The organism is Mesorhizobium sp. B2-5-11, from assembly GCF_006440835.1.
Taxonomy (GTDB): Bacteria; Pseudomonadota; Alphaproteobacteria; order Rhizobiales; family Rhizobiaceae; genus Mesorhizobium.
Window position 1 is genome coordinate 269,422 of sequence record NZ_VFUK01000005.1, and the last position, 25,194, is coordinate 294,615.

General features: G+C 62.4%; 27 protein-coding genes and 1 tRNA gene. 8 read left to right on the plus strand and 20 right to left on the minus strand.

The features are described 5' to 3' along the window. Positions 1-67: 67 nt before the first annotated feature. The 7 genes from FJ490_RS17915 to FJ490_RS17945 form a co-directional block, all read right to left on the minus strand. On the minus strand, positions 68-1,204 hold the full coding sequence (locus FJ490_RS17915; protein WP_181165224.1) for a succinylglutamate desuccinylase/aspartoacylase family protein: 1,137 nt from the start codon (positions 1,202-1,204) through the stop codon (positions 68-70). After that, entirely contained in the window at positions 1,194-2,210 is a 1,017-nt protein-coding gene (locus tag FJ490_RS17920; RefSeq protein ID WP_140582229.1) for an ABC transporter ATP-binding protein, read from the minus strand. The genes FJ490_RS17915 and FJ490_RS17920 overlap by 11 nt, the downstream gene beginning before the upstream one ends. Next, positions 2,207-3,226: an ABC transporter ATP-binding protein gene (locus FJ490_RS17925; RefSeq protein ID WP_140728525.1), complete on the minus strand. Its 1,020-nt coding sequence runs from the start codon at positions 3,224-3,226 to the stop codon at positions 2,207-2,209. Before FJ490_RS17925 ends, FJ490_RS17920 begins: the two co-directional genes overlap by 4 nt. Then, complete coding sequence (locus FJ490_RS17930; protein WP_224680319.1) at positions 3,223-4,116, minus strand: ABC transporter permease; 894 nt, start codon at positions 4,114-4,116, stop codon at positions 3,223-3,225. Before FJ490_RS17930 ends, FJ490_RS17925 begins: the two co-directional genes overlap by 4 nt. A 1-nt stretch (position 4,117) precedes the next feature. Next, the gene (locus tag FJ490_RS17935) at positions 4,118-5,056 is read right to left on the minus strand and encodes an ABC transporter permease (RefSeq protein ID WP_140496109.1); all 939 of its coding nucleotides are present in this window, start codon (positions 5,054-5,056) and stop codon (positions 4,118-4,120) included. Between the two features lie 131 nt (positions 5,057-5,187). Continuing rightward, positions 5,188-6,762 carry an ABC transporter substrate-binding protein gene (locus FJ490_RS17940; RefSeq protein ID WP_140496108.1) on the minus strand — a complete coding sequence of 525 codons (1,575 nt, stop codon included), beginning with the start codon at positions 6,760-6,762 and terminating at the stop codon, positions 5,188-5,190. Positions 6,763-6,950: 188 nt separating this feature from the next. Continuing rightward, complete coding sequence (locus FJ490_RS17945; RefSeq protein WP_140728526.1) at positions 6,951-8,975, minus strand: CocE/NonD family hydrolase; 2,025 nt, start codon at positions 8,973-8,975, stop codon at positions 6,951-6,953. 107 nt (positions 8,976-9,082) lie between these two features. Here FJ490_RS17945 and FJ490_RS17950 point away from each other — a divergent pair, with 107 nt between their 5' ends. After that, positions 9,083-9,895, plus strand: coding sequence for a helix-turn-helix transcriptional regulator (locus FJ490_RS17950; protein ID WP_140496106.1), 813 nt, complete (start codon positions 9,083-9,085; stop codon positions 9,893-9,895). Between the two features lie 120 nt (positions 9,896-10,015). On the opposite strand, the gene FJ490_RS17955 is transcribed toward FJ490_RS17950, so the two are convergent. Beyond that, a tRNA-Met gene (locus FJ490_RS17955) sits at positions 10,016-10,092 on the minus strand. Positions 10,093-10,332: 240 nt separating this feature from the next. Between FJ490_RS17955 and FJ490_RS17960 the strand changes: the two genes are divergently transcribed. Beyond that, on the plus strand, positions 10,333-11,298 hold the full coding sequence (locus FJ490_RS17960; RefSeq protein WP_140496105.1) for a Gfo/Idh/MocA family oxidoreductase: 966 nt from the start codon (positions 10,333-10,335) through the stop codon (positions 11,296-11,298). Between the two features lie 37 nt (positions 11,299-11,335). On the opposite strand, the gene mnmA is transcribed toward FJ490_RS17960, so the two are convergent. Together mnmA and FJ490_RS17970 are read right to left on the minus strand one after the other, a co-directional pair. Beyond that, positions 11,336-12,526, minus strand: a complete 1,191-nt coding sequence (mnmA, locus tag FJ490_RS17965; RefSeq protein ID WP_140496104.1) for a tRNA 2-thiouridine(34) synthase MnmA — start codon at positions 12,524-12,526, stop codon at positions 11,336-11,338. After that, positions 12,523-12,717, minus strand: a complete 195-nt coding sequence (locus tag FJ490_RS17970) for a hypothetical protein (RefSeq protein WP_140518053.1) — start codon at positions 12,715-12,717, stop codon at positions 12,523-12,525. The genes mnmA and FJ490_RS17970 overlap by 4 nt, the downstream gene beginning before the upstream one ends. A gap of 98 nt (positions 12,718-12,815) precedes the next feature. Here FJ490_RS17970 and FJ490_RS17975 point away from each other — a divergent pair, with 98 nt between their 5' ends. Then, a complete protein-coding gene (locus FJ490_RS17975; protein WP_006203587.1) occupies positions 12,816-13,091 on the plus strand; it encodes a DUF1153 domain-containing protein in 276 nt (91 codons plus the stop codon). 67 nt (positions 13,092-13,158) lie between these two features. Here FJ490_RS17975 and FJ490_RS17980 read toward each other — a convergent pair whose 3' ends face one another. Continuing rightward, positions 13,159-14,085, minus strand: a complete 927-nt coding sequence (locus tag FJ490_RS17980) for an NADP-dependent oxidoreductase (RefSeq protein WP_140518054.1) — start codon at positions 14,083-14,085, stop codon at positions 13,159-13,161. An 89-nt stretch (positions 14,086-14,174) separates the two neighbouring features. On the opposite strand from FJ490_RS17980, the gene FJ490_RS17985 reads away from it, so the two are divergent. Then, a complete protein-coding gene (locus FJ490_RS17985; protein ID WP_140496102.1) occupies positions 14,175-14,573 on the plus strand; it encodes a helix-turn-helix domain-containing protein in 399 nt (132 codons plus the stop codon). A gap of 61 nt (positions 14,574-14,634) precedes the next feature. Here FJ490_RS17985 and FJ490_RS17990 read toward each other — a convergent pair whose 3' ends face one another. After that, complete coding sequence (locus FJ490_RS17990) at positions 14,635-15,012, minus strand: flagellar export protein FliJ (protein ID WP_140496101.1); 378 nt, start codon at positions 15,010-15,012, stop codon at positions 14,635-14,637. A 451-nt stretch (positions 15,013-15,463) separates the two neighbouring features. Here FJ490_RS17990 and ctrA point away from each other — a divergent pair, with 451 nt between their 5' ends. Continuing rightward, positions 15,464-16,159 carry a cell cycle two-component system response regulator CtrA gene (gene ctrA, locus FJ490_RS17995; RefSeq protein WP_006203583.1) on the plus strand — a complete coding sequence of 232 codons (696 nt, stop codon included), beginning with the start codon at positions 15,464-15,466 and terminating at the stop codon, positions 16,157-16,159. Between the two features lie 86 nt (positions 16,160-16,245). Here ctrA and FJ490_RS18000 read toward each other — a convergent pair whose 3' ends face one another. Together FJ490_RS18000 and FJ490_RS18005 are read right to left on the minus strand one after the other, a co-directional pair. Beyond that, positions 16,246-16,614, minus strand: coding sequence for a response regulator (locus tag FJ490_RS18000; protein WP_140496100.1), 369 nt, complete (start codon positions 16,612-16,614; stop codon positions 16,246-16,248). 242 nt (positions 16,615-16,856) lie between these two features. Beyond that, complete coding sequence (locus FJ490_RS18005) at positions 16,857-17,486, minus strand: histidine phosphotransferase family protein (protein ID WP_140564027.1); 630 nt, start codon at positions 17,484-17,486, stop codon at positions 16,857-16,859. Between the two features lie 387 nt (positions 17,487-17,873). Here FJ490_RS18005 and FJ490_RS18010 point away from each other — a divergent pair, with 387 nt between their 5' ends. After that, positions 17,874-18,410, plus strand: a complete 537-nt coding sequence (locus FJ490_RS18010) for an EipA family protein (protein WP_224518884.1) — start codon at positions 17,874-17,876, stop codon at positions 18,408-18,410. A 186-nt stretch (positions 18,411-18,596) separates the two neighbouring features. Further along, entirely contained in the window at positions 18,597-19,745 is a 1,149-nt protein-coding gene (locus FJ490_RS18015) for a hypothetical protein (RefSeq protein ID WP_140582212.1), read from the plus strand. A gap of 2 nt (positions 19,746-19,747) precedes the next feature. Here FJ490_RS18015 and FJ490_RS18020 read toward each other — a convergent pair whose 3' ends face one another. The 5 genes from FJ490_RS18020 to FJ490_RS18040 all read right to left on the minus strand — a co-directional run bounded on the left by FJ490_RS18020 (position 19,748) and on the right by FJ490_RS18040 (position 23,395). Further along, complete coding sequence (locus tag FJ490_RS18020) at positions 19,748-20,551, minus strand: RNA methyltransferase (protein WP_140728527.1); 804 nt, start codon at positions 20,549-20,551, stop codon at positions 19,748-19,750. Between the two features lie 138 nt (positions 20,552-20,689). Next, on the minus strand, positions 20,690-21,034 hold the full coding sequence (locus FJ490_RS18025; RefSeq protein ID WP_140496438.1) for a metalloregulator ArsR/SmtB family transcription factor: 345 nt from the start codon (positions 21,032-21,034) through the stop codon (positions 20,690-20,692). Between the two features lie 156 nt (positions 21,035-21,190). Then, positions 21,191-21,970, minus strand: a complete 780-nt coding sequence (locus FJ490_RS18030; protein ID WP_140728528.1) for a HugZ family protein — start codon at positions 21,968-21,970, stop codon at positions 21,191-21,193. 67 nt (positions 21,971-22,037) lie between these two features. Beyond that, positions 22,038-22,799, minus strand: coding sequence for a 3-hydroxyacyl-CoA dehydrogenase (locus tag FJ490_RS18035; RefSeq protein WP_140556150.1), 762 nt, complete (start codon positions 22,797-22,799; stop codon positions 22,038-22,040). Between the two features lie 59 nt (positions 22,800-22,858). Beyond that, a complete protein-coding gene (locus tag FJ490_RS18040) occupies positions 22,859-23,395 on the minus strand; it encodes an N-acetyltransferase (RefSeq protein ID WP_140728529.1) in 537 nt (178 codons plus the stop codon). Between the two features lie 287 nt (positions 23,396-23,682). On the opposite strand from FJ490_RS18040, the gene FJ490_RS18045 reads away from it, so the two are divergent. Then, positions 23,683-24,675: a glutathione S-transferase family protein gene (locus FJ490_RS18045; RefSeq protein WP_140728530.1), complete on the plus strand. Its 993-nt coding sequence runs from the start codon at positions 23,683-23,685 to the stop codon at positions 24,673-24,675. Position 24,676: 1 nt separating this feature from the next. Here the strand turns inward: FJ490_RS18045 and FJ490_RS18050 are convergent, their stop codons facing one another. Further along, complete coding sequence (locus tag FJ490_RS18050; RefSeq protein WP_140728531.1) at positions 24,677-25,174, minus strand: NUDIX domain-containing protein; 498 nt, start codon at positions 25,172-25,174, stop codon at positions 24,677-24,679. Between the last annotated feature and the right edge of the window lie 20 nt (positions 25,175-25,194).

The window sequence follows — 25,194 nt, forward strand, 5'->3', positions numbered from 1 at the left end:
CTCGTTTCTACGCGTGGCCGCCAATCATCGATCTGCGGTCAAGAAGTGCCCGCGCCCGCTGATCGATCTAATCCTCCAGCAGATAGCCTGTCCGGTGGGCGAGGGGCTTTTGGCCCACCACCTTGGCAATGACCTGATTGGCGGCGACAAGTTTCTTCAGCCTTCGCGTCACCACGAGCCCGTCGGTGCGCGCCCGTACCGTCACGCGCGCCTCGCGGCCCAGCGAAGAAGGCACGATGATGTCCGCGATCGGCTGTCCACAAGTGACGCGTTCACCCAGTTCGGCGCGGTAGACGATGACACCGAAAGCGGGCGTGCGAACCACATCGCACGCATCGAAGCCGGTGATCTCGCAAAGCGCGGCGGGCGGCAGGCCCGCTTGCCCCGCGACGTAGCCGCGGCGGCGAAGCACGTTGAGCAAGGCGGAAGCGTCAGCCGACGCCATCTCATCACTGATGTCGATGAAGCCGCGCAGTTCCACCGTCGCGGCGAGGCAGCCGATCGGGATCACCTTATCGGGAAGGGCAGCCGCAAGCCTGATCCAGGGCTCGACGCTTGCTTCCGCGAAGGTTGAGCCGCCCGACGAACCCTGTGAGAACACCGCCCGGCAACCGAGTTCCCGCGCAAGGTCGGACAACTCGGCCGAGATCTCGGGCCGCACGAACAGATGCATCAGCCCTTCGTCGTCGCAGTGCAGATCCAGCACAAGATCGGAATCGAAAGCCTCGCGTGCCAAGGTGGTGTAAAGGGAATCGACAGGCTGCCCTGCGCCGCGTTCGTCGAGAATTTCGCGAATCGTGCTGCGGATGAGCACCGTGTTGTCGTCGGCGCTGCTTCCGAGCCGATCGGCAAGTCGGATGGTCAATTCGCCGGCGACATCAGGCCATTTGCGGTTGAAATTCCGGCCGCTGGCCAGATCGTAACGCCCCAGATGATCGCCATTGACGAACTGCGCCAGGCCGAGCGGGTTGGCGTAGGGAACGACGACGATCTGGCCCCGGATTTCGCCGCGCGCGTCGGCGGCGTCAAGCTGCTCGACCAGATGGTGTAACACCAGCAGGCCGGGCGCTTCGTCGGCATGCAGCGCGGCATGTATGTAGGCTTTCGGGCGCGCGTCGGCGGCACCATACCGGATGATGCGCACGCTGTGTTGGCTGCCCGGTGTGCCGTTGGCAAGAGGAACATCGAGGATTTCACGAGACATTGGTGGCTCCGGCGAGCGCACGTTCCGATAGCGGGAAGTGGCAATTGAAGACATGGCGGGGATCTTCCCGGTCGGCTGCCCGGGACGGGAAGACGCTTTTGCAGATGCCCTGCGCATAGCGGCAGCGGGTGTGAAACTCGCAGCCCGCTGGGCGCGTCATCAGGCTCGGCACCTCGCCGCTGAGCTCGACCCTGTCGAGCACGGCGTCCGGGTCGGGTTCCGGATTGGCCGACAGCAACGCCTCCGTGTAGGGGTGGCGCGGCTGCGTGAATATCCGCTCAGTCGAGCCGACCTCGATGAAGCGGCCGAGATACATGATCGCCATGCGATCGGTCATGTGGCGCACGACATTGAGATTATGCGTGATGATGAGAATGGCGATGCCGAGTTCGCCCTGCAAGCGTCCAAGCAGATTGAGGACTTCACCCTGAACGGACACGTCCAGTCCCGCGGTCGGCTCGTCGGCGATGATAAGATCGGGTTGCAATGCAAGGGCCCGCGCCACGCCGACGCGGCGCGCCTGGCCTCCGGAAAGCTGGTGTGGATATCGCCGCCCGAAGTCGGCGGGCAGGCCGACCATGTTGAGCAGGCGTTCCGCTTCGGCGGCGGGGTCGCGGCCGGTAACGCCGTGAATGCGGAAAGGCTCCATCAGCAGCGAGCGTACAGTGAGGCGCGGCGACAGCGATCCGACCGGATCCTGGAACATCATCGCCATGCGCCGAAGATGCGGCTTGCGCTCCGTCGGGGCGAGGCCGTTCAGCACCTGACCATCGAAGCGTATCGTGCCGCCCGTCGGCGGCCGGAGGCCCATGATGGTGCGGGCGATGGTGGATTTTCCCGACCCGCTTTCGCCGACGAGGCCGAGCGTTTCGCCTTTGCGGATCTCGAAGGAAACGCCGCAGACGGCGTCCACGAACGGGTTCTTAACGCCGCTGGCGAGCGCCTTCAGCGCGCCCATGGTGCGGAAGCGTACGCGAAGATCCTCGACTGAAAGCAGGGGGCTCATGCCGGCGCCACCAACGTGTCGTCGAGGCGATGGCAGCGTGCGGTGTGCGTTGCGCCGATAGCGCACTGGACAGGACTGTCATCCACGCACCGGGTAAAGGCTTGCGGGCAGCGCCGACGGAAGATGCAACCCGCCTGGGTACCGAGGAGGCTCGGCACCTCGCCTGGGATCGTCGGCAACTGGCGGGTGCGTTGCCGGATGCGTCCGGGATCACATTCGAGCAGCGAGCGCGTATAGGGATGCCCCGGTCGGCGGAAGATGTCGCGCACGGTGCCGTATTCGACCACCTCGCCCGCATACATGACCGCCACCCGGTCGCAGAGCTCGGCGACAGCGCCGAGGTGGTGAGAGACGAACAGGATCGAGCAGCCGATCTCCTTTTGCAGCTCTTTCAACAGATGGATGATCTGCACCTCCAGCGTCGCGTCGAGCGCTGTGGTCGGTTCGTCCGCGATGAGCAGCGCCGGCTTCACCAGCAGCGCCATCGCGATGCAGATACGCTGGCGCATGCCGCCGGAAAACTCGTGCGGATAGCCGCCGATGCGGCTCTCCGGGTCCGGAATGCCGACCCGATGGAGCATATCCAGCGCGCGCTGGCGCTTGGTCCGGTGCGAGCCGCCCTCGTGATGCTGGACATCGATCATCTGGCTTTCGATGCTGCGCACCGGGTTCAACGCCGTCATCGGATCCTGGAAGATCATCGACATGCGGTTGCCGAGCAAGCCGCGCCGCTCCGCCGGAGGCATGCCGAGCAGGTCGCGCCCCTCGAACAGGATGGCGCCGTTCACCATCTCCGCATTTTCCGCCAGCAGCCCCATCACGGCATAGGCGAGCGTCGATTTGCCCGAACCGCTTTCGCCGACGATGCCAACCACTTCGCCCGCCGACACGTCGATATGGATATCGCGCAGTGCATGGGCGCGACCGCGCGGCGTGCCGAAATCGAGAGACAGACCGCGGATCGCCAGAAGCGGGTCGCGGTTTGGAGAATGTCTTGCCTGAGCGCCGGTGTTCATAGGTCTTTCCGAAGCTTGGGGTCGAAAATGTCGCGCAGCGCCTCGCCGAGGAAAGTGAAGCCCAGCGTGGTTATGACGATCGGGATGCCGCCGGCGATCACCAGCCACACCGTCTTGTGGATATAGCCATAGCCGTCACTGAGGATGGTTCCCCAGTCCGGCGTCGGCGGACGGACACCCATGCCTAGGAAGCTCATGCCGGCCTCCAGCGTGATGACCAGCGGAACATCCATGCTGACCAGGATCAGCAGCGGCCCGATCACATTGGGTAGCACGTGCACGGCAAGGATGCGCACGATGCCGGCGCCCATGGCGCGCTCCGCAGTGATGAACTCGCTCTCGCGCAGTGCGTGGGCCTGCGTGCGCACCACGCGCGCATAGATCGGCACGGACGTGATCGCGACGACGAAGATGACGCTGGCAAGGCTCGGCCCGAGCAGCGTCACCACTGCCAAGGCGAAGATGATGACCGGAAAGGAGCGGATCGTGTCGAAGACCAGCAGCAGCAGATTGTCCAGCCAGCGCGGACCGAAGGCGGCGATGAGGCCGAGCACAAGCCCTGCGCTGAGCGAGGCGCCCAACGAGACGAAGGCGACGAGCAGCGCGATCCTTCCGCCCATGACGACCCGCGAGAAGACATCGCGTCCCAACTGATCGGTGCCGAGAAGAAAATGCAAAGAGGGCGGCGCCAGCCGGGGCCCAACCATGATCTTGATCGGATCGTAAGGCACGATCCAGGTGGCGAAGACCGCAGTCACCACCATCAGCACGACCAGCACGGCGCCCATCATGCCGAGCGGAGACTTGCGCAATTGCCGCAGGAACATGGCGGCCGCGCCCTGCCCGCTGCGTTCATCGACCGCCTCGCGAATGAGTTGAACTTCGGACACGCTACAAATTCTCGCGGATTCTTGGATCGAGCGCCGCGTTGACGAGGTCGGCGAGCGTCGTGGAGATGACGAACAGAACGGTGGTGACGAGGACCGTGCCCATGACGATCGGATAGTTGCGCGAATCCACCGCCTTGACGATCAGAGCGCCGATGCCGGGCCGGGCGAAGACCACCTCGACGAAAACCGCCGCCGAGAGCAGGTGCGCCATGCCGACGCCGATGATCGTCACTGTCGGCAGGATCGCGAGCGGCAGCGCGTAGCGCGCCACGATGCGCCGCTCCGAAAGGCCGAAGGAGCGCGCCATGCGAATGTGGTTCTCGCCAAGAATCTCCAGCATGGAGGCGCGCACGATGCGCGAGATGTAGCCCACCCAGCCGATACCGACGACGAAGGCTGGAAGGATGAGATGGACGAACCCGTCGCGGAAGCCTGAGCCGGCGCCGATGGCCGGCAGCCAGCGCAGGCCGACCGAGAAGATCAACAGCGCATAGATCGCCATGACGAAGGACGGGATGGCGATGGTTCCGACCGCGAATACACCCACGACCTTGTCGATCACGGAGTTGCGGCGCAGCGCCGAATAGCAGCCGAGCGGCACGCCGACGATAACGGCCCAGGCGATCGAAACCAGGATGAGTTCGATCGTGTAAGGCAATTGCTCGAAAACGATGGCCGCGACAGGGCGCTGGGTAAAGACATCGGTGCCGAGATTACCGTGCAGCAGCCCCCCGAAGAATGAGACGATCTGCACGGGCAGCGGCTTGTCGAGGCCCATTTCCTCGTGCAATTGCGCCTTCAGTTCCGGCGTCGCACGCGGTCCGAGCAGGACCGCGGCGGGATCGCCGGGAACGGCCTGGATCATCAGGAACAGCAGCGTGACGGCAACGACGACAATTGCCGCCGCCAGCACGATACGCTTGCCAAGATATAACCACATGTTTTGACTCAGCCTGTCCCAGCGACCGCGTCAGAGCGGTTCAGCGTTTGATAGAATCGCCGACCCGCTCTAACCCTTTGTTTTTTCGCAATTCCGGACGGAAAACCGCTACGCACTTTTCCTAGAACGCCCTAGGCCGATTTCGGCTCAAAGCCGAGATAGAGTGGCCGCCCGTCTGGGCGCGTCTCGGCCTCGAGTTGCGTCGTTCGGTACATGATCGGCGAGCCTTCATGGGTGAGGAACCGGTAGGAGCCGGAATCTTCCATGATGTCCTGCATCTCATAATACATCTTGGCCCGTTCCTGCGGGTCTTCGACGGTTACCGCCTTGGCGTTGAGCTCGTCGAAGCGCTCGCTGCGGAAGCGCTCCCAGTTCCACACACCGACCTGGTCGCGCACGAAAAAGGTGGTGGCGTAATAGGGATCCGGCACCATCGAGAAACGCTGCACGATCAGCTGCATGTCCTTCCAACGTTCGCCTTCCGATTCCATGCCGATGGTCCAGAACGAACCGGAATCCTGAACATTGACCTCGACCGTGATGCCGATCTGCGACAGCTGCGCCTGGACCATTTCCGCGATCGTGGAGAAGGTGGTCACGTTGAGCGCGTCGATGGTGAGGCTGAGTTCGGTGATGCCGGCCTTCTCAAGATACTGCTTCGCCTTTTCGAGATCGCCCTCCGGCGGTATCAGCGCTTTTTCCCGGTGTCCCACCAAGCCTGGAGCGATAAGGCCGGTCGCGACCTGGGCCTGGCCTGAATAGGCCGCGTCCATGATCTGCGGCACATTGATGGCCCATTGAATCGCCTTGCGGACATTGACGTCCTTCAGCTTCGGATGGTCCGAGTTCATGCCGATATAGACATAGTAGAGCGAAGGCTTTTCTTCGATCTTGGTGTTTTCGGGCGGGCTGTCCTTCAACGTGGCCAGCGAATCGAGGCTGAAATCGGTGAAGTCGATGTCGCCTGCCTGATAGGCGCGCTCGGCGGTCTTGATATCGCTCATGGGCAGGATATGAATTTCGTCGAAGCCCGGCCTAGGGCCTTTCCATTCGGGATTTCGGGTCAACAGGACGAGCTGGTTCGGCTTCCAGTCCGACAACACGTAGGGACCTGAATAGCAGGGCGGCTTCATGCCGAAATCGCCGCCGTCGGCAACTGCCTTCGTCACCGCTTTTTTCGAGACGATGTGGCCGCAACCATAGGGAAGAGTGATGTTCCAGAGCGGCACGAAAGGCGTCTTGAGCACGATCACGCCAGTATGGTCGTCCTCGATCTCGATGCGGTCAAGCGGACCCCAGTCGCCCTTGACCGGAGAATTGTGCTGGATGACGCGCTCAAACGAGAACTTCACGTCCTCGGCGGTCATTTCGCCAAATCCGCCAGTGAAGTTGATGCCCTTCTTCAGGCGGAAGCGGATGTGCGTCGGATCGATCTGCTCGACGGATTCGGCGGCCTCGAGTTCCCAGCCCCACTCCGAACCCGGTTTATAGCGCGTAAGCTTGGTGTAGATGCAGTTCATGACGTCGACATTGTACGCGTTCTGGTAGAAGCCAGGATCGAGCTTGTCGATATCGGAATAGGCGCGGGCCTTGAGTACCTTGCCTTCGGCCGCCCATACGGCCTGCGACAAGGGCAGGCCGGAGGCGATGATCCCCGCGCCGAGGCCGGCGCCTGCCTGCAGGAAATGCCTGCGATTCAATTTCATTCCATTCACGGTTTCGTTCCCCTTTCAACTGAGCGGGTTTCCCGGCGATTGCCGGGATCCCTCTTTTTGGTACCGCGCCGCCTGATGGGGCCGCGAGTTCGGACGGCGCATTCTTCAATTCAGCCGGCAAGCCGGTCAATTTCGCTGCCGACGCAGATGTGAGCGAGATTAGCGTCAGTTCGCGAATGTCACAGCAGGCGACGCTCTATCGCCTCGGTCCATTTCTGTTCGTGGACAAGCTCGTCGCCTTCCCATGCCTCGAGATGCGCCTCGACGTGGAAGTGCGATGGCGTCGCGGTCATGGTCGTTTCGGTCACAGAACGCATGCGCCAATCAGCGCGCGAAAATTCGAACTCCCATTTCGCCTCGGCCCTGGCCGACCCGAAATCGTCGCCGCGGAAGGAATAGCGTTCGCGGCCGAGCGAGGTAATGGTTAGGTCGTTGTCGACGATGCGATAGGTGCCGGCGCCTTCGCCGATCTCAACGACGGTCGAAGCGACTGCCAGATTCTCCGTGATCGTCCAATCCTTTTGCGGCTTTGAGATCGTCTCCACCCGTAAGGGCGGCGCCCCTTCGGGTTCGGCAAAAGGCGCCGGTGCCGGATCTCCGGCGCCCCCGACGCGGACCGGAAGTTCAAGGCGGCAATCCGCCGGATGGACGGTGAGCGTGACCGGCTCGGGCGAAGGCCAAGCGATCGGGAAGTAATTTGTCGAGATGGCAAGGCGTATGCGATGCCCCGCGCTGAAGCGCTGTGCTACGTGCTTGAAGGGGACAGAGGTGCGGTAGCGCCTTGCCGGTTCGAGCGGTTCGGGCCTCTCATGGCTATCGCGATGCGTCAGGTTCAAAAGGCCGTAGCTGACGCGCGTCGTCGCGCCATCGGGGGCGACATCCGAAAGACGGACGGCCACCATGGCGACGGGCCTGTCGCTTTCGAAGACAAGATCGAGCATTGCATCGCCGGCGATCTCAACATCGTGCGCCAGCTCTTGCGTCTCATAGACCAGACTGCCGGCATCGTCGCCGCGCTGGTCAGCCGGCTGGTCGCCGGGCACGGCATAGGAGCACCATTTGCCGCCGCGCAGGCCAACCGACAAGGGCGAGCGGACCGTCTGCGTTCCGGCCGCATCGTCTGCCCGGCGTAGGGACAGGCGCCCATTGCCGGAAAGGAAGAAGGACTGCCGCTCGATATTCGGCGATGGCCATGCCGGCTCCGTGACCCAGCGTCCGGCGCGCGTCTCGTAGGAAGTTTGCGGCGGGGCGCTATCCTGCATGAACAGGCGCAGCATCGGCTCGTCCATGATGCCGGTGTCACGGCCCTTCAGCCATTGATCCCACCAGCGGACGCATTCCTGCAGAAAGCCGATGGCAGGACCAGGCTTGCCGATATAGGGATAAGTGTGCGCCCATGGCCCGACCAGCCCCTTGCGCGGGCCCTGCAGCTTTTCCATCAGGCGGAAGACCGAGCGGCAATAACCATCGGCCCAGCCGCTGACGGCGTAGACCGGGCAGGTGATCGCGCCGAAATCCTCGCAGACCGAACCGTGTTTCCAGAACTTGTCGCGGTGCTGGTGCTCCAGCCAGTTCTTCAGCCATAGCCCGCTTTCCTTCAATCGACTGTGCCACAAAGCGCGCCAATTGTGCGGCTTGTTGCGTGGGTCGGGCGGCAGCGTGTTGCGCCCGAACATGATCGCCGCCCAGGAGAGATTGTCGATGAGCAGCGTGCCACCCATGTGGTGGACATCGTCGGCGTAGCGGTCGTCGGTCGAGGCGCAACTGATCACCGCCTTCAGCGCAGGCGGCCGCATGGCCGCGATCTGCAATCCGTTGAAGCCGCCCCAGGAGATGCCGATCATGCCGACGTTGCCGTCGCACCAGGGCTGGGAGGCCAGCCATTCGATGACCGAGCAGCCGTCGTCCAGCTCCTGCTGAAGGTACTCGTCGAGCATCAGCCCTTCGGAATCGCCGGTTCCGCGCAGGTCGACGCGCACCACTGCGTAGCCGTGGCCGGCCACGTAGGGGTGCATGACGACATCACGCGCGGCGGTCAGATCGTTCTTGCGATAGGGGATGTATTCCAGGATAGCCGGCACCGGCTTTTGTTCGGCACCCTCGGGGAGCCACATGCGCGCCGCAAGCCGGCAACCGTCCGGCATCGGAATCTCGAAATGGTCGACCGAGCGGATCGGATGGGGGAAGTTGGACACTGTGCGCATGACGAGGCCTCTGTTGGAGAGCGCCACTTTGGGCAAATCGGCGGTGCCGCACAATTTCGCGACCCTTCGCGACTTGACACTGTTCTGGCGTCAGTATGCATTAGGTCATGCAGACCGAACCGCTTCCCCAGAACCTCGCCTTCCTGTGCAGCTATTATCCGTCTATCGCCGCCGTGTGCCGGCGCCTGCAGATCAACCGCCAGCAGTTCAACAAATATCTGAGCGGCCAGACCTGGCCGTCCCGCCGCAACATGCGCAAGATCTGCGATTTCTTCGGCGTGAGCGAAGGCGAGCTTTTGATGGACCAGCAGCGCTTTGCCGAGATCGTCGGCCTGCGCCGCCGCCCGCTCGGCGTCCATGCGCCATCGGACATGCTGGTGCATATGGAGCAGCTCTATCAGCGTTCCGGCGATCTCGGGCGCTATGTCGGCTACTATTTCCGCTATTTCTACTCGTTCGGCTATGCCGGCAAGATCATCAAATGCCTTGTCGTAATCTATGAAAAGGAAGGCCGCTATTTCTGGAAATGCATGGAAAGGCTCGTCCATTTCGGCAAATATGGCGTAAAGACCTCGAAATATTCGGCCGCCCTGCTGCTGCTCGGCGATCGCATATTCGCGCTCGAATCCGAAACCCTGCTCAAGACCAGCATCACCCAGGTGATCCTCTATCCGAGCTACCAGACGAGCGTCGCCTATCTGGTCGGCATCCAGACGGGCATGCCCCTTTTACGAGGGCGGAGACCCGCAGCCTCGGTCGTGCTTCTGGAATATCTCGGCCGCTCCGTCGACCAGCGCAAGGCGCTGCAGGCCTGCGGCCTATTCGATGAAACTGACCCCGCCATCGATGTCGGCATCCGCGCCATGATCACCAACCGCATCCCCACCGGGACGTTCGTGCTCGAGACGGAAGAGGTGTAGACGTTCCTCCCAACGCGACCCGCATCAGCGCGGGCCTGTCCAACCCGTTCAGCACGAGGTTGTCACCCATGTCTTAGGTACAGTCTGTTACCTATGTCTCCGGGCCGTACAGGTGAGAGGTGGTAGCGGGAGAGGGACTTGAACCCCCGACCCCAGGATTATGATTCCCGTGCTCTAACCAACTGAGCTACCCCGCCAGGGCGGCGAAAGGCCCGAAATCCGCCTTAAATCGCAAGGCATTTCGAGGCGTTCGCCAAGGTCGCGCGGATATAAGGTTGGGAGGGTGAGCCTGTCAAGCTTCGAACCGCTCGGCAGGGGCGCTTATTCTCGCTGCCGAAAAGCTTTGCCGCGCCGATAATTGGTTGCAGCCGCCGGGGTTGAGTTCGAAGAGGCACGTCGCTATGTCTCGGCCACGAGTTTTTAGAGTTTGAGAACAGATGAAGCCGCGCATTGCAGTCCTCGGTTGCGGATACTGGGGCTCCAACCACATCCGCACCCTCAAGGCGCTCGGCGCGCTGCACGCGGTCTCCGACGCCAACCGTGCCCGCGCCGAAGGCTTTGCCAGCGAACAGGACTGCCTCGCGATCGAACCGGACCAGTTGTTCGTCCGCAATGACATCGACGCCATCGTCATGGCGCTGCCGCCGCAATTTCATGCCGAGATGGCGGTGCGCGCCACCGAAAGCGGCAAGGACGTGCTGGTGGAGAAGCCGATCGCGTTGACGGTTGCCGATGCCGAGCGCTCGGTGCAGGCGGCGAAGGACAAGGGCCGCGTCTTCATGGTCGGCCACGTCTTGCGCTTCCATCCCGCATTCGAGACGCTGAAGGCGCTCATCGACAAGGGCGAGCTCGGCGAGGTCCGCTACATCCATTCGCACCGGCTCGGCCTCGGCAAATTCCACACCGAGAACGATGCGCTATGGGACCTGGCGCCGCATGACCTGTCGATGATCCTGGCCATCACCGGCACCGAACCGATCGAGGTGCGCGGCGAAGGGGCGGCGCTGCTCGACAATCTCAGCGACTTCGCGCATCTGCACATGCGCTTTCCCAACGGTTTGCGCAGCCATCTCTTCGCCTCGCGGCTGAACCCTTACCGCGAACGGCGGCTGACCGTGGTCGGCACCAAGGCGATGGCTGTCTTCGACGATGTCGAACCATGGGAGCGCAAGCTCGCCGTCTATCGCCACGCGGTCTGGCAGGACAGCGGCCAATGGGCGTTCACCACCAATGAGCCCTCCTATGTCGCGGTTGGCCAAGGCATGCCGCTGACGCGCGAACTCGAGCACTTCATCCATTGCATCGAAACGCGGGCCGAACCGCGCACCAGCGGCGAGGAGGCAATCCGGGTGCTGCGCATCCTGACCGCAGGTACGGTCACGCACACCAAATCCAATCCCTGAAGAAGATCGGGCCGCGTCGCGGCGGAGAGATCGTTGCCTACTCGGCGGGAACCTGCGCCGGTGACGCGGCAAGTCGGCTCAACATCGCCTCGGCCTCGGCGCCGCGCTCGGAGCGTTCGATGAAGCCGCCGCCGAACACGCGGGCCTCGTTGCCGTCGTCGGAATAGAGCACGCAAGCCTGTCCAGGCGCGATACCGGACTCGCCATCGGCCAATTCGACCGATGTGACGCCCGCCTCGTGACGCAGCATCGCCGGGCGTGGCGGCCTGGTCGAGCGAACCTTGGCGAACAGTTCCAGCCCGCCCGCGGGCATGTCGGCCAGCGCGCCGTCACCAAGCCAGTTCATGTTGCGCAGGTAGATCTTGTGCGTCTCCAGCGCCTCGCGCGGCCCGACCACGACACGGGCGCGCTCGGCGTCGAGATGGACGACATAGAGCGGCTCGCCGGAGGCCACGCCGATGCCGCGGCGCTGGCCGATGGTGTAGCGCAGAATGCCTTCATGGCGGCCGAGCACCCGGCCGTCGATATGGACGATGTCACCCGGATTGGCGGCCGTCGGCTTCAGCTTGGCAATGATGTCGGAATATTTGCCCTGGGGCACGAAGCAGATGTCCTGGCTGTCCTGCTTGGCGGCTACCGTCAGGCCCATCTCCTCGGCAATGGCGCGAACCTGCGGCTTCGGCAGGCCGCCGAGCGGAAAGCGCAGATAATCGATCTGCGCCTGCGTGGTGGCGAAGAGGAAATAGCTCTGGTCGCGATCGGCGTCGACCGGCCTATAGAGCGCGCGATGGGCGCCATTGGCGCCGGAGCGAATGTAGTGGCCCGTGGCCAGCGCGTCGGCGCCGAGATCCTTGGCGGTGGCCAGCAGATCAGCGAACTTCACCGTTTGGTTGCAGGAAACGCAAGGGATCGGCGTCTCGCCGGCGACATAGCTCTCAGCGAAGGGATCGATGACCGCCTTGCGGAAGCGCTCTTCGTAGTCGAGCACATAATGCGGAATGCCGAGCGTCTCGGAAACGCGGCGGGCGTCATCGATATCCTGCCCGGCACAGCAGGACCCGGCCCGGTGCGTCGCGGCGCCATGATCGTAAAGCTGCAAGGTGACGCCGACGACATCATAACCCTCGCGCTTCAAGAGACCCGCGACGACGGACGAATCGACGCCGCCCGACATGGCGACGACGATACGGGTGTTTTCGGGACGTCCGGGAAGATCGAGGCTGTTCATGGTTCTTTCGTTCTGCGCGGCGCTTGCATGCCAATGACGCGAATATAGGTCAAGCTTGGCGGCTGCGCCAGCTTGCGGGAACCGATCGGCGGGCAACTGCCGGCCCGGTGACCGCGCAGATTTTTCGAGCGAATCCGGAACTTCCCGGCAGATATTTCAAATGTTTGCGAAAAGACTAACGCGGCGTTCATGATCATTACCTAGCTGTTAGGGTCTGCTTAGGCAATTTTTAAAGCTGTGGCGGTAACGTGGTGGGGATTGGGTCTTTGAGTTTTTTGTAGAGAGTACGATGACCGATCTGGTTAGACCGCGAGTCAAATATGTTATCGGGCCTGACGGCAGCCCTCTCACAATTGCCGATCTGCCGCCGACGAATACACGTCGCTGGGTTATCCGGCGCAAGGCGGAAGTGGTTGCAGCGGTGCGCGGCGGGCTTTTGAGCCTCGAGGAGGCATGCCAGCGCTACAAGCTGACCACCGAGGAGTTCCTGTCCTGGCAGGCCTCGATCGACGAATACGGCCTCGCCGGGCTGCGCACGACGCGCATCCAGCAATACCGGCACTGACGCTCAAGAATCTGCAAAAGGGCGCGAAGTTCGTGCCCTTTTGGTTTCTTGACAGCATTTGCGCGTTTCAGACCGTCAGCACCACCTTGCCGACCGGCTTGCTGGCGAGGAAAGCGTGCGCGGCGCCGGCCTGTTCTAGCGGGAAGGTCTTTGCCACATGCACGGTAAGCTTTCCCGCATCGACGAGCCTGCCAAGTTCCAGCAGGCCTTCGCGGTCGGGAACAACGGACATGCGTTCGACGCGGATGCTTCGCGCCTTGGCATCCGCCCTGGTCTTGTCGCTGATGTCGAGCAGTGACACCAGCACGCCGCCGTCCCTGAGCACCTTCAACGATTGATGGGCGTGCTCGCCGCCCACCGTCTCGAGCACCAGGTCGATGTCCTTCGCCTTGTCGGTAAAATCATCCTTGGTGTAGTCGATGACCTCGTCGGCGCCGAGCTTGTGGACGAAATCCAATTTTTCCGTGCTGGCGGTGGCGGCAACCCAGGCGCCGCCCGCCTTGGCGACCTGCACCGCCAGATGGCCGACGCCGCCGGCCCCGGCGTGGACCAGCACGCGCTGGCCGGCTTTTATCGCGCCATGACGCACGAGGCCTTGCCAGGCGGTGAGGCCGGCCAGCGGCAATGCGCCTGCCTGGACGTAATCGGCGTGCGCGGGCTTGCGCGCGATTTCATCGGCGGGCACCGCGGCCAGTTCGGCATAGGCTGCCGCCTGCTTTGGGAAGCGCGGCATGCCGAACACCGCGTCACCTGGATTCAGGCCGCTGACACCAGGCCCCAGCGCCTCGACGGTTCCCGAAAGGTCCCAGCCGAGGATGAAGGGTGGTTCGCCGAGCAGCGGGTAATAGCCGGCGCGCACGGCGCCATCGACCGGATTGATCCCGGCCGCCTTGATGCGGACCAGCACTTCGCCGGCGTTGGGCGAGGGCGCCGGGCGCTCGGCGATGACAAGGACATCGGGTCCGCCGACGGAATTCTGGATAATGGCACGCATAAGATTTCTCCTGATTGATCGGTCCCACTATCATTTGGAGAGTAATAGTCTCTTGTCCAGTATATACCTTTTTGATATATAGGCACCGTATGGATAGTGATCTCGACTCCCCCTACGGCTATGATGCATTCCGGCGGACCTGTCCCTCGCACACGGTGCTGGAGACGCTGGCCAGCAAGTGGGTTTACCTGGTTGTTTGTGCGCTGCGCCAAGGCCGGCAGCGCAATGGCGAGCTTGCCCGCAAGCTCGAAGGCATTACGCCGAAGATGCTGACGCAGACGTTGCGCGTGCTCGAGCGCGACGGCCTGGTGCGGCGCGAGGTGTTCGCGGTGGTCCCGCCTCGGGTCGAATATGAATTGACCGAACTTGGCCAGAATCTGGCGGGATTGCTCAACCAGATCAGATCCTGGTCGGAACAACACGTTCCCGACATCAAGGAGGCCCGGGCGCGAGCTGCGGCCGTGAATGAAGGGGAGTGGGCCGTTTAGCGCTCGCCCAATGCGTTGCGCGCCCGCTTGGACGTGCTCAAAGACGCGGATATCGGGCGGTTCAGCCGATCATCGCGCTACGACCGCCAGTTTCGGCCTCGCGAATCTTGGTGTCGCGCGATTCGAGCATTTCCGCCTTGGAAAGCTCCGCTTCAGCTTCGCCGAGTAATGATTCGGCGGCGCTTCGCTGCTGGGCGAGGTCGCCTTGCGAATTTCTGAGGTTGTCGCGGCGCAAACGGGCCGCCTTGGCGAAGGTCGGATAGGCGAAATGATTGATGTCGGTGATACCGGCCTTCTTTTCCTCGGCGCTGATCTGAAGCTCCAGCTCGGCGGCCATGCGTTCGAATTCGGCGATCATCATGTCGAGCTGCAGCAGCTGCCGCCGCTTCTCATTCACCTGAAACTGTTTCAGCCGAACGAGGTTTTCACGTGACTTCATGATTCGGTACTCCCGGAAACGCACACCTGCACATATCGTCCAAACCACTTGGAAAGGCCCAAGCGCTGCCCGTGTCCACCGGCTTTCCCCGCACTATGGGAAACAAAACCCTAAAGTTTTTTGCCGACGGTAACCATTCGTTTACGGGCATTGTTAATCATACGGGTCAGGACTTAAGGCCGGGTAAAAATCCGGCTGGCGACATGGAAGCGATGTCGATGAGTCCCTGGAGTCACTTAGTCCAGGTTTTTAATGTGTTGCATTAGCGGTTTGGTCCTGTGATTCGTTATTAAATTCAAGAGGGTGTAGAAAGTGGTTAAAAAATCTGGTACCGTCATCGACGCGGAATTAGGTTTTGTTAACCATTCCATGGCAGCCTCTGCACCAGGCAATCACTGCTCCGGTCCCGGATGGGTCGCAAGATGGTCCGGCAGCAGAAAAGGGGAATGAAATGCGTGTTCTGCTGATAGAAGATGACAGTGCAACCGCACAAAGCATCGAGCTGATGCTGAAATCGGAAAGCTTCAACGTCTATACGACCGACCTCGGCGAAGAGGGTGTCGATCTGGGCAAGCTCTACGACTACGACATCATCCTTCTCGACCTCAACCTACCCGATATGTCCGGCTACGAGGTCTTGAGAACGCTTCGTCTCTCCAAGGTGAAGACGCCGATCCTCATCCTTTCCGGCATGGCCGGCATCGAGGACAAGGTGCGCGGCCTCGGCTTCGGCGCAGACGATTACATGACCAAGCCTTTCCACAAGGACGAGCTGGTGGCGCGCATCCATGCCATCGTGCGCCGTTCGAAGGGACATGCCCAATCGGTCATCACCACCGGCGACCTGGTGGTCAATCTCGACGCCAAGACCGTCGAAGTCGGCGGTCAGCGCGTGCACCTTACCGGCAAGGAATACCAGATGCTGGAGCTGCTCTCGCTGCGCAAGGGCACCACGCTCACCAAGGAAATGTTCCTCAACCACCTCTATGGCGGCATGGACGAGCCGGAACTGAAGATCATCGACGTCTTCATCTGCAAGCTGCGCAAGAAGCTCGATGCTGCGTCCGGCGGCCAGAATTATATCGAGACGGTCTGGGGCCGCGGCTATGTGCTGCGCGAACCGGAAGACATCCGCGTCAGCGCCTGAGCGACGGCCGATCGAAATTCCAGACAAAAACCCGGCGGCAGCCGGGTTTTTGCGTCATAGACCGGTGGTAACCGCGGTCCGATGGATCAGGCAGCGATCTTCAGGGTGCGAAAGCGCTCGAGTAGCTGCGGGCGGTTGAACGGCTTCAACAGATAGCCTTGGGCGCCGGCGCGCTTGGCTCGCATGATCGAGGCGATGTCCAGTTCGACCAGCGAGATCAGGATCTGCGGCTTGGTCGGGCTTTCCATGGCGCGCACGCGCCGGATCAGGTCGACCGCCTGTACATCCGGCAGTGCACCGTCGACGACGATGATATCAGGCATATCGGCGGCGCACATCTCCAGCGCGTCAAGCCCGCTGGCGGCTTCGATGACCATCATGTCGGAACCGCCCAGGATGCGCTTCGCAACTTTCCTGATGACGCTAGAATCGTCGACGAACATGCAGCGTTTCATTTCCGGGTCCTCTTTGCCTTGTGGCAATCCGGTCGCGTCGGGGTATCTGCGGCACAGCATAGGCCGATCTGGTAAAGAAGCCGAAAAGCCATTAGGTAAAATTTTTGCAAAGATGCCAGTTTGCAAGGTTTTTCTTGCAGATGCTTTGACCCGCGCTGTCAGACGAAGTTCATCTTTCGTCCGCAGGTCCATTCAACCAATATTACAGCGCTGAAATACTTTGCTGCTGGTCTGCGCGGATCTCAGGCCGCCGAAAGCACGATCTCTTCCGCGGTCGCATGGATCGATATCGTCATGTTGGCCTCCCGCGCCAGAAGCAGCGTATAGTAAGGCTGCACCGAATGCGCGTCGATCGGTTCTTCCGGCTTGTGGCCGGAATGCAGTTCGAGGAATTTCGGCGGCACCCGCAACATGGGGCCGCTCGCCGAAAGCGCGAAGCGAGGCTCGGTCTCGAGATTCTCCAGCGTCACCGAAAGCTTGCCGCCGCGTGGAATGGCGGCGTTGGCGACCAGGATCAGGTTGAGCAGCAGCTTGACCTTGTTCTTGGGCAACAGTGCACGGGTTCCATTCCAGATGAGTTCCGGCTTCTCGTTCTTGAGGAAGGCGATAGCGACGGCTTCGGCATCGCCGGTGTCGATCAGCATGCCGGCGGAACCAGCCGCGCCGAAGGCGATGCGGGCGAACTGCAGGCGCGCCGAGGCGTTGCGGGCGCTCTGGCGGATCAGCTTCATGGCGTCCTCGTCGGCGCCGCCTTCATCGAGCAGTTCAAGCCCGTTGTTGATCGCGCCAACAGGCGAGATGATGTCGTGGCAGACCCGGCTGCACAAAAGTGCCGCCAGATCGGGTGCGGAAAGGGTGAAAAGATCGGACATCGGCGAAAATCCCTGCAAAAATCCCATAAATCATGGCCGCGCGATCGATCGACGCCTGCCCACGCGAATCACGCTCTCTTCCCGAGCTTTCTGAATACACAGCGCCCGTGCGTGCAGCAACAAACCCAAAATCGCCGTTGGGGCCTATGGCGCGTTCACGCAGGCCGCTTGCCTGTATGAACGACCCCAACAGCCTTCGAACCGCCATCTTCATGTGCGAGTTTAATGGTTGAAAAAGGATTACGGCATAGTTTGCCCCTAACAGCCATCCTTAACGGCCGCCTAAAGAGCCGTACGGGTGCGAGGCGTCGGCGAAAGTGCTCCCTGACGGAGATTGGAAGCATGTTTTCCCGATTCTACGGCCGGAGTTTTCTCCGTGTCCTCTCAATGGCGATCACGCTCATGGGCGTTCTCGTCTTCTCGACATCGGCCCTGCGGGCCCAGGAGTACACCGCTCAGGAGATTGTCGATTCCGGTCACAAGTTCTTCGGCGCGACATCGGGCGGCCTTGCCACAGTCGTGGAGAAGATTTTTGCTTCCTATGGCTTGCCCAATGGCTATCTGCTTGGCGAGGAGGGATCCGGCGCGCTGATCGGCGGCCTGACCTATGGCGAAGGCACACTCTACACCAAGAATGCCGGCGACCATAAAGTGTTCTGGCAAGGCCCGTCGCTCGGCTGGGATTTCGGCGGCGAGGGATCGCGGGTGATGATGCTCGTCTATAATCTCGATGACGTCGGCAATCTCTACAACCGTTATGGCGGCGTCGCCGGCTCGGCCTATGTGGTGGCGGGCGTCGGATTCAATGTGCTGAAGAACAACAATGTGCTGCTGGTGCCGATCCGCACCGGCGTCGGCGCCCGGCTCGGCGTCAATCTCGGCTACCTGAAGCTTACCGAACGGGCGACGTGGAATCCGTTCTGACCCGAGGTCACGACCGGAATGTGTATACGCTTCGATAAGAATCCAGATCCGATGACCCATATGCGCCGCGGCGAGCCCTTGCCGCAGCGCCTGATTTACGTCATGCCAACAGAGTAACGGTCAAAAGTCGCGACGGCTTTTGATCCTCGTATTGTTGCATGTCGGCGCGCGATAACGGATAGTCACTTGGTTCAGTCGGTCCTGTTCTTTGCTCTCGGCTTTCTCTGCGCCGGCTTTCTGGCGCTGATGGTGGCTCCGGCCATCTGGCGGCGGGCGGTCGCTCTGACGCGCAAACGCATCGAAGCCTCGATCCCGCTGACGCAAGCCGAAATTGGGGCCGACAAGGACCGGATCCGGGCGGAGTTCGCCATGGCGACGCGCCGCCTCGAGATGAACGTCAAGGCGCTGCGCGAGAAGTCGACCGAGCAGCTCATCGAGATCAATCGCGGCCGCGAGGCCCTGAAGGGGCTGGCGATGGAGCGCATGGACAAGAACCAGGTGCTCGATGAACTGGCTGCCAAGAACGCGGCGCTGCACCAGCGCGAGGATGAACTGCACCGGTTGTCCGAGCGGCTCAAGGAGACCGAACGCAAACTGGAGAAACGCGCGCTTGAGCTTGAGAAGCTGGAACGCATGTATGACGACGCCAGCTTCTCCTCCAGCAGCCGCCAGATCGAACTTGTGGCGCGCGAATCCGAGTTGCAGAAGCTCGCCAGCGATATCGCGCTGCTGCGCGGCCAGCGCAAGGAGGCGGACAGGCGCAATCAGGAGATCGCGGCCGAAAGCAAGGCCGCGCGTGAGGCGCTGAAGGCCGAGAGGAAAAAAACCGCCGAACTGGACAAGAAAGTCGAACGGTTGCTCGCCGCGCTTGCCGACCGAGAGGAGAAGCTCGAACGCCGCGAGAAAGATCTGGCGCGGCAGCGCGAAAAAGCGAAGGCCGAGGACGGCGCGTCGGCCTTGCGGTTGATCAGCGGGCAGGTACAGGCGGACAGGCGCGACGACGTCGAAAAGGCGATCGCCAGGCTCGATGCCGACCGTGAGCGGCTGGAGGCCAGACTGACGGCACTGGTACGCGAGAACAAGCGGCTGAAGGCGGATCTGTCCGCCGCCGAGGCCGCCGGCCCACAGGGCGATACACGCCACGCAAGTTCCATGTTGCGCGAACAGATGAATGACCTGGCGGCGGAAGTCGTCAACTTGACAGCCAAGCTCGAAGGGCCGGGGTCGCCGATCGCCAAGGCGCTGGAGGCGCAGCAGGATGCGCGTCCGAACAGCGGCGGCCGCAGCCTTGCCGACCGCGTGCGGGCGTTACAGAAGGCGGTTGCGGCAGATTGAATTCAGGCACCGCCGGCGCAGAAATGATGCAGGGCGATGGCGGATGTGGCCGCGACGTTCAGGCTGTCGAAGCCTTCCGACATGTTGATCCGAACAGTATTGAGACGGGCGAGCAGGCTTTCGGGCAGGCCTTGGCCCTCAGTCCCGAGGTAGAGTGCCAGGCGTTCGGCCGGTTTTGCATCGCGTATGTCTGATGTCCCGCGCGGCGACAGCGCAAATTGGGTAAAGCCACGCCGGTCGAGCGTCGCGGCGAACCGCGCGGTGTCGCTGAACGAGGCGAACGGGACCTTCAAGGCCGCGCCGACCGAAACGCGGATCGCCTTGCGATAGAGCGGATCGCAGCAGGTCGCATCCAAAAGGATCGCGTTGGCGCCGAACGCGGCGGCGTTGCGGAAAATCGAGCCCATGTTGTCATGGTTGGCGATGCCGACGAGCACCACGATCAATGCTCGGGCAGGCAAGCCGTCCAGCAGGGCCTCGGCCAGCTGGGGCGTCTCCTTGCGACCAATGGCAAGGATGCCGCGATGCATGTGAAACCCGGCAATGGCATCCATCACAGCTCCGGCGGCGACATAGACCGGCAGGTCAGGAGACGCCTTGTGCAGGATTTCTTCGAGGCCGGCCAAGCGGTTCTCCAGAACCAGCACCGATTCGGCGCGGAAGCGCGCGGCCGACAGTAGCATGTCGAGCACGACCTTGCCCTCGGCAATGAAGCGGCCCTGTCGACCGGCGAGGTCACGCTCGCGGATGTCGAGATAGGCGGCGACGCGCGGATCCCGCGGATCGTCGATGTGGACAAGGGTCATCTGAGCCTCGGCTGACAATCGGAATCGGTTGCCAAGAACATGATGCGCGGATGCAGTGTCAAAGTGTATTTTCGCGCCCAGGATGGACGCACATTGCCGAAGGCCGCTGGTGGCGTAAACGTTTACGCGACCAGCCGTTCAAGTTCCGGCGCGGCGCAGCCTTTGTGCCATCTGGGACAGATCATCCTTGCCGCTGCCGAAAATGCCGTCGAGCGTGGCAAGCAGTTCGCGCACGGCGTCGGATTTGCAGGAATAGTAGATCATCTGGCGGTCGCGGCGGGTGTCCACAAGGTCCAGCGCCCGCAACTTTGCCAAATGCTGCGACAGGGCGGACTGGCTGAGCATCACCTTCTCGGCGATGGCTCCGACCGACATTTCACCGTCGATCAGATAACTCATGATCAAAAGCCGTTTTTCATTGCCCATCAGCATCAGAAATTCGGCCGCCGATCCGGCGTTGGCGATTAGCTTTGTCGAGATCATCGATCCCCCATGCTCTTTGCTCATCGAGGCACCATGGGGGCAATGGTGCCTGAATCCATAAACTCAGTTGTGAATGGTCGCCAACGAGTCAGCGCCACAGCCAAAGGGTAGAACATTTCATTCAAATCTCAAGCGTTGCTTTTGATCAAACGTAATTTAAGTGCGGTTATTTGGCGACGTTGCCGCCCGGCCGCTCTTGGCCATGTCGACCAAGACGTGCCTCAACTCATGCGCTGTGACCAAGGGCTGCGGAAAGAAGACCCTGCCGGCATCGTCGCCAGAGGCCAGATCCATGCCGTCGGCATCGAACCCGGCGATGACCCAGCCGTCGCCGGATGCCCGGGCAAAATGATGCGCGTAGAGGGCGACGGCGTCGAGATGGTCCGCATTCATGTGGTCGATCGCGGATTGCTCGCTGGCCGCCAGTTCCTCGACGATCGGCCCGTCGGTGATGAGATCGGTGCGATCAAGCAGGTAGGCCTTGCCGAAGCCGCCGTTCAGGCTGGCGCGCTGCGGTTCGAGACGAAAGATCGAAAAGTCGCCGAGGCCGGCATAGAGGCTGGCCTTCGGATTGTGGTTGATATAGCGGCGTTCGGCGCGTGCATGCGCGTCCGATCCGCGCTCGATCCGCGCTGCCCGGCAGATCAGCGTCAACCGGGGATGCGCGAGCGGGTCGCCCTTGCCCGGCTCGCCGAGCAGCAGCGAACAGCGCGGGTCCGCAAGTATGGCGGGCGTATGGGCCGAAAGCTGCGACACCAGGATCAGCGGCGTGCCGTCGATGTCGGTGGCGACGCCGACCCGACTCGCCAGCGGCGAACCCGTTTGCGGCTCCAACACCGCCAAGGCGCCGAAGCGGGCGCGGCGCATGAGTGTCTTGGCCTGCCGGATCGCCTCGGCGTCGGTCTCGCGGATCACGTCCTTCGTTCGATCGGCCAAAATGCTCGCCCTGCTAAGTTGATTTGGCTATTCCACTTATCAGACGATGGCGCCAGGCTGGCAAGTGCTACTTCGGAGCCATGCGAATGGCGCCATCGAGACGAATGGTCTCGCCGTTGAGCATCTGGTTCTCGATGATGTGCAAGGCAAGGGCCGCATATTCCGACGGCTCGCCGAGGCGCGAGGGGAAGGGCACCGCGGCGCCCAGCGAATCCTGCACCTCCTGCGGCATGCCGGCCATCATCGGCGTCCTGAATATGCCGGGTGCGATGGTGCAGACCCGGATGCCGGAACGGGCAAGATCGCGCGCCACCGGCAGCGTCATGCCGACGACCCCGCCCTTTGATGCCGAATACGCGGCCTGGCCGATCTGGCCGTCATAGGCGGCGACGGATGCGGTGTTGACGACGACGCCGCGCTCGCCGCCCTGCAGCGGGTCGAGCTTTGCGGCGCCGTCGGCGACGAGGCGGATCATGTTGAAAGTGCCGATCAGATTGACTTCGATCACCTTGCGGTACTGATCGAGCGGATGGGGACCATCCTTGCCGATCGTCTTCACGCCGATGGCAATGCCGGCGCAATTGACCAGGATGCGCGGTTCGCCCAGCTTGGCCGCGACCTCGGCAAGCGCGGCAACACCGCTGTCGGCGCTGCCGACATCGCATTGGACGGCGATGCCGCCGATCTCGGCCGCCACCTTGGCCGCCCGATCGACGCCGACATCCAAGATGGCGACGCGGGCGCCCCTGGCGGCCAGCGCGCGCGCCGTCGCCTCGCCAAGGCCGGAGCCGCCGCCGGTAACAACCGCGACCTCGCCGTTTGGATTCATGGCGTCATCCTTTCACATGAGAGTCAGGCGTGGATCAGGCGCGCAATCGGCGCGAATGGTCAAGCCATCGCGGCAAAGTGCTCGGCGACCCTGGCCTGGTCGGCATGGCAGACCTCGCCCGTGAGCCTTGCAACTGCGCCCGGCATGATCTCGTGCGACAGCAGCCTGTCGAGATCGACGGGGCGTGGCATCGATATCTGGCCGCGCGGGATACGCTTGAAGCCGAGCGGTCCATAATAGGGCTCGTCGCCGACCAGCATGACGGCGGGCGCTCGGGCCTTGGCGGCCGCTTCCAGCGCGATCGCCACCAGCCGGCGGCCGATGCCGAGATTCTTGAAGGCCGGCCGCACCGCGAGCGGCCCGAGCATCAGCGCGCGTCCGGCGCCTGCGGCGATGCGGGTCATGCGAACTGATGCGACCACGAGATCGCCGTCCATGGCGACGAAGGACAGCGCGCGTTCATGCCCGCCGGCCTCGCGGATCTTGTAGGCGGCCAGCACAAAACGGCCGGGCCCGAAGGCTTCGTCATTGATGGCTTCGATCTGAGGGGCATGCGCCGGAGTTTCCGGCAGGTATTCTACGTCGGCAAGGCTCATGGTCTTTGCGTTCCGGTACAGGAGGAAAGGTTTGCTGCAAACGGCAGCATTCGCCAATCAGCGCTTTATCAAGCGTGGGCGGCCTTTCGTCGTCGGTCGAACCGGATCAAAGCAAAATCGAACATGCGGAGTGTCCGCTAGCATCAATTTCCCGCCGCTGCAATCGGCGGTTTTGCAGGTAGAGAGCAACGGGCGCCGCGACGTGCTTGACGATCTGTTCAGCGCCCGGCGATTCCATGCAACGACTTGGAGCCCTACATGATGTGCTAGACAGGAAAGGACAAGCGATGGGATTGCTGGTCGAAGGCAAATGGCAGGACCGCTGGTACGACACCAAAGGCAGCGGCGGCAAATTCGTGCGGGCGCAGTCGCAATGGCGCGACTGGATCACTCGTGACGGGGCGCCTGCCGAAGGCCGCGGCCGCGGCTTCAAGGCGGAGCCCGGTCGCTATCACCTCTATGTCTCGCTTGCCTGTCCCTGGGCGCACCGAACGCTGATCTTCCGGGCGCTGAAGAAGCTTGAAGGCATCATCTCCGTGTCGGTCGTCCATCATTTCATGGGCGCCGATGGCTGGACGTTCCTGGCGCAGGACGGAGCCACAGGTGACACGCTCTATGGCCTGGACTTCCTGCACCAGATCTACACCAGGGCCGACCCTAACTATTCCGGCCGGGTCACGGTGCCGGTGCTGTGGGATAAAAGGGATGAGACCATCGTCTCCAACGAATCCTCCGAAATCATCCGGATGCTGAATTCAGTTTTCGACGCTTGGGGTGACGCCAACCTCGACTTCTATCCGCAGGCGCTACGCGGCGAGATCGACGCGGTCAATGCACTGGTCTATCCTGCCATCAACAACGGCGTCTATCGCGCTGGCTTCGCCACCACGCAGGCCGCCTACGAGCAAGCGTTCGGGGAGTTGTTCGCCGCGCTCGACACGCTGGAGCATCGGCTGTCGAATCAGCGCTATCTCGTCGGCGAGCGGATCACCGAAGCCGACTGGCGGCTGTTCACCACGCTGGTGCGCTTCGACCCGGTCTATGTCGGCCATTTCAAATGCAATCAGCGCCGCATCGCCGACTATCCCAACCTGTCGAACTATCTGCGCGACCTTTACCAGGTGCCCGGCGTAGCCGGCACGGTGAACCTCCATCATATCAAGTCGCACTATTACGGCAGCCACGAAATGATCAACCCGACGCGTATAGTGCCTGTGGGGCCGGAAATTAACTACGGCGCGGGGCATGACAGGGCACGGTTCGCCAAGGCGGCTGCCTGAACTACCAATAGGGTGATGGCGGCTTCCCGCCAAAAACCTCGGCGATGCGCCGCAGCGTTGCCGGCGTCGTGCCCTGGGGCAAACGGTCGAGCGGAAAGAAACCGGCCTCGGCGATCTCGCGGTCCGGCAGTTTCGGGGCTGTCTGGCTGAATTTTTCGATCAGGTACAGGCCGACATGGTCGCGGCGGCTGGCGCGGCGGTTGAAATGCATCGAGCGCAGCACCGGCGGAGCGGTCAGCGTGATATTGCCCTCTTCCGCCAGTTCGCGCGCCAGCGCTTCGGCCATCGTCTCGCCGATCTCGACTCCGCCACCGGGAAGCTGCCAGCCCGGCACATAGGTGTGGCGGATGAGGAAGAGGGAGTTGGATGCCGTTTCGTGGATGAGCCCGCGCACGCCAAGCGTCATTGGCCGCCGCAGCACGAAGTAGAGATGGAACAGCCTGGCTCGCAGCCCCGGCCAGTCGGTCTGGCGCAAAGTGCTCTCGGGATCGGTCGTCATCAGTCGCGAAACCGTGGGTG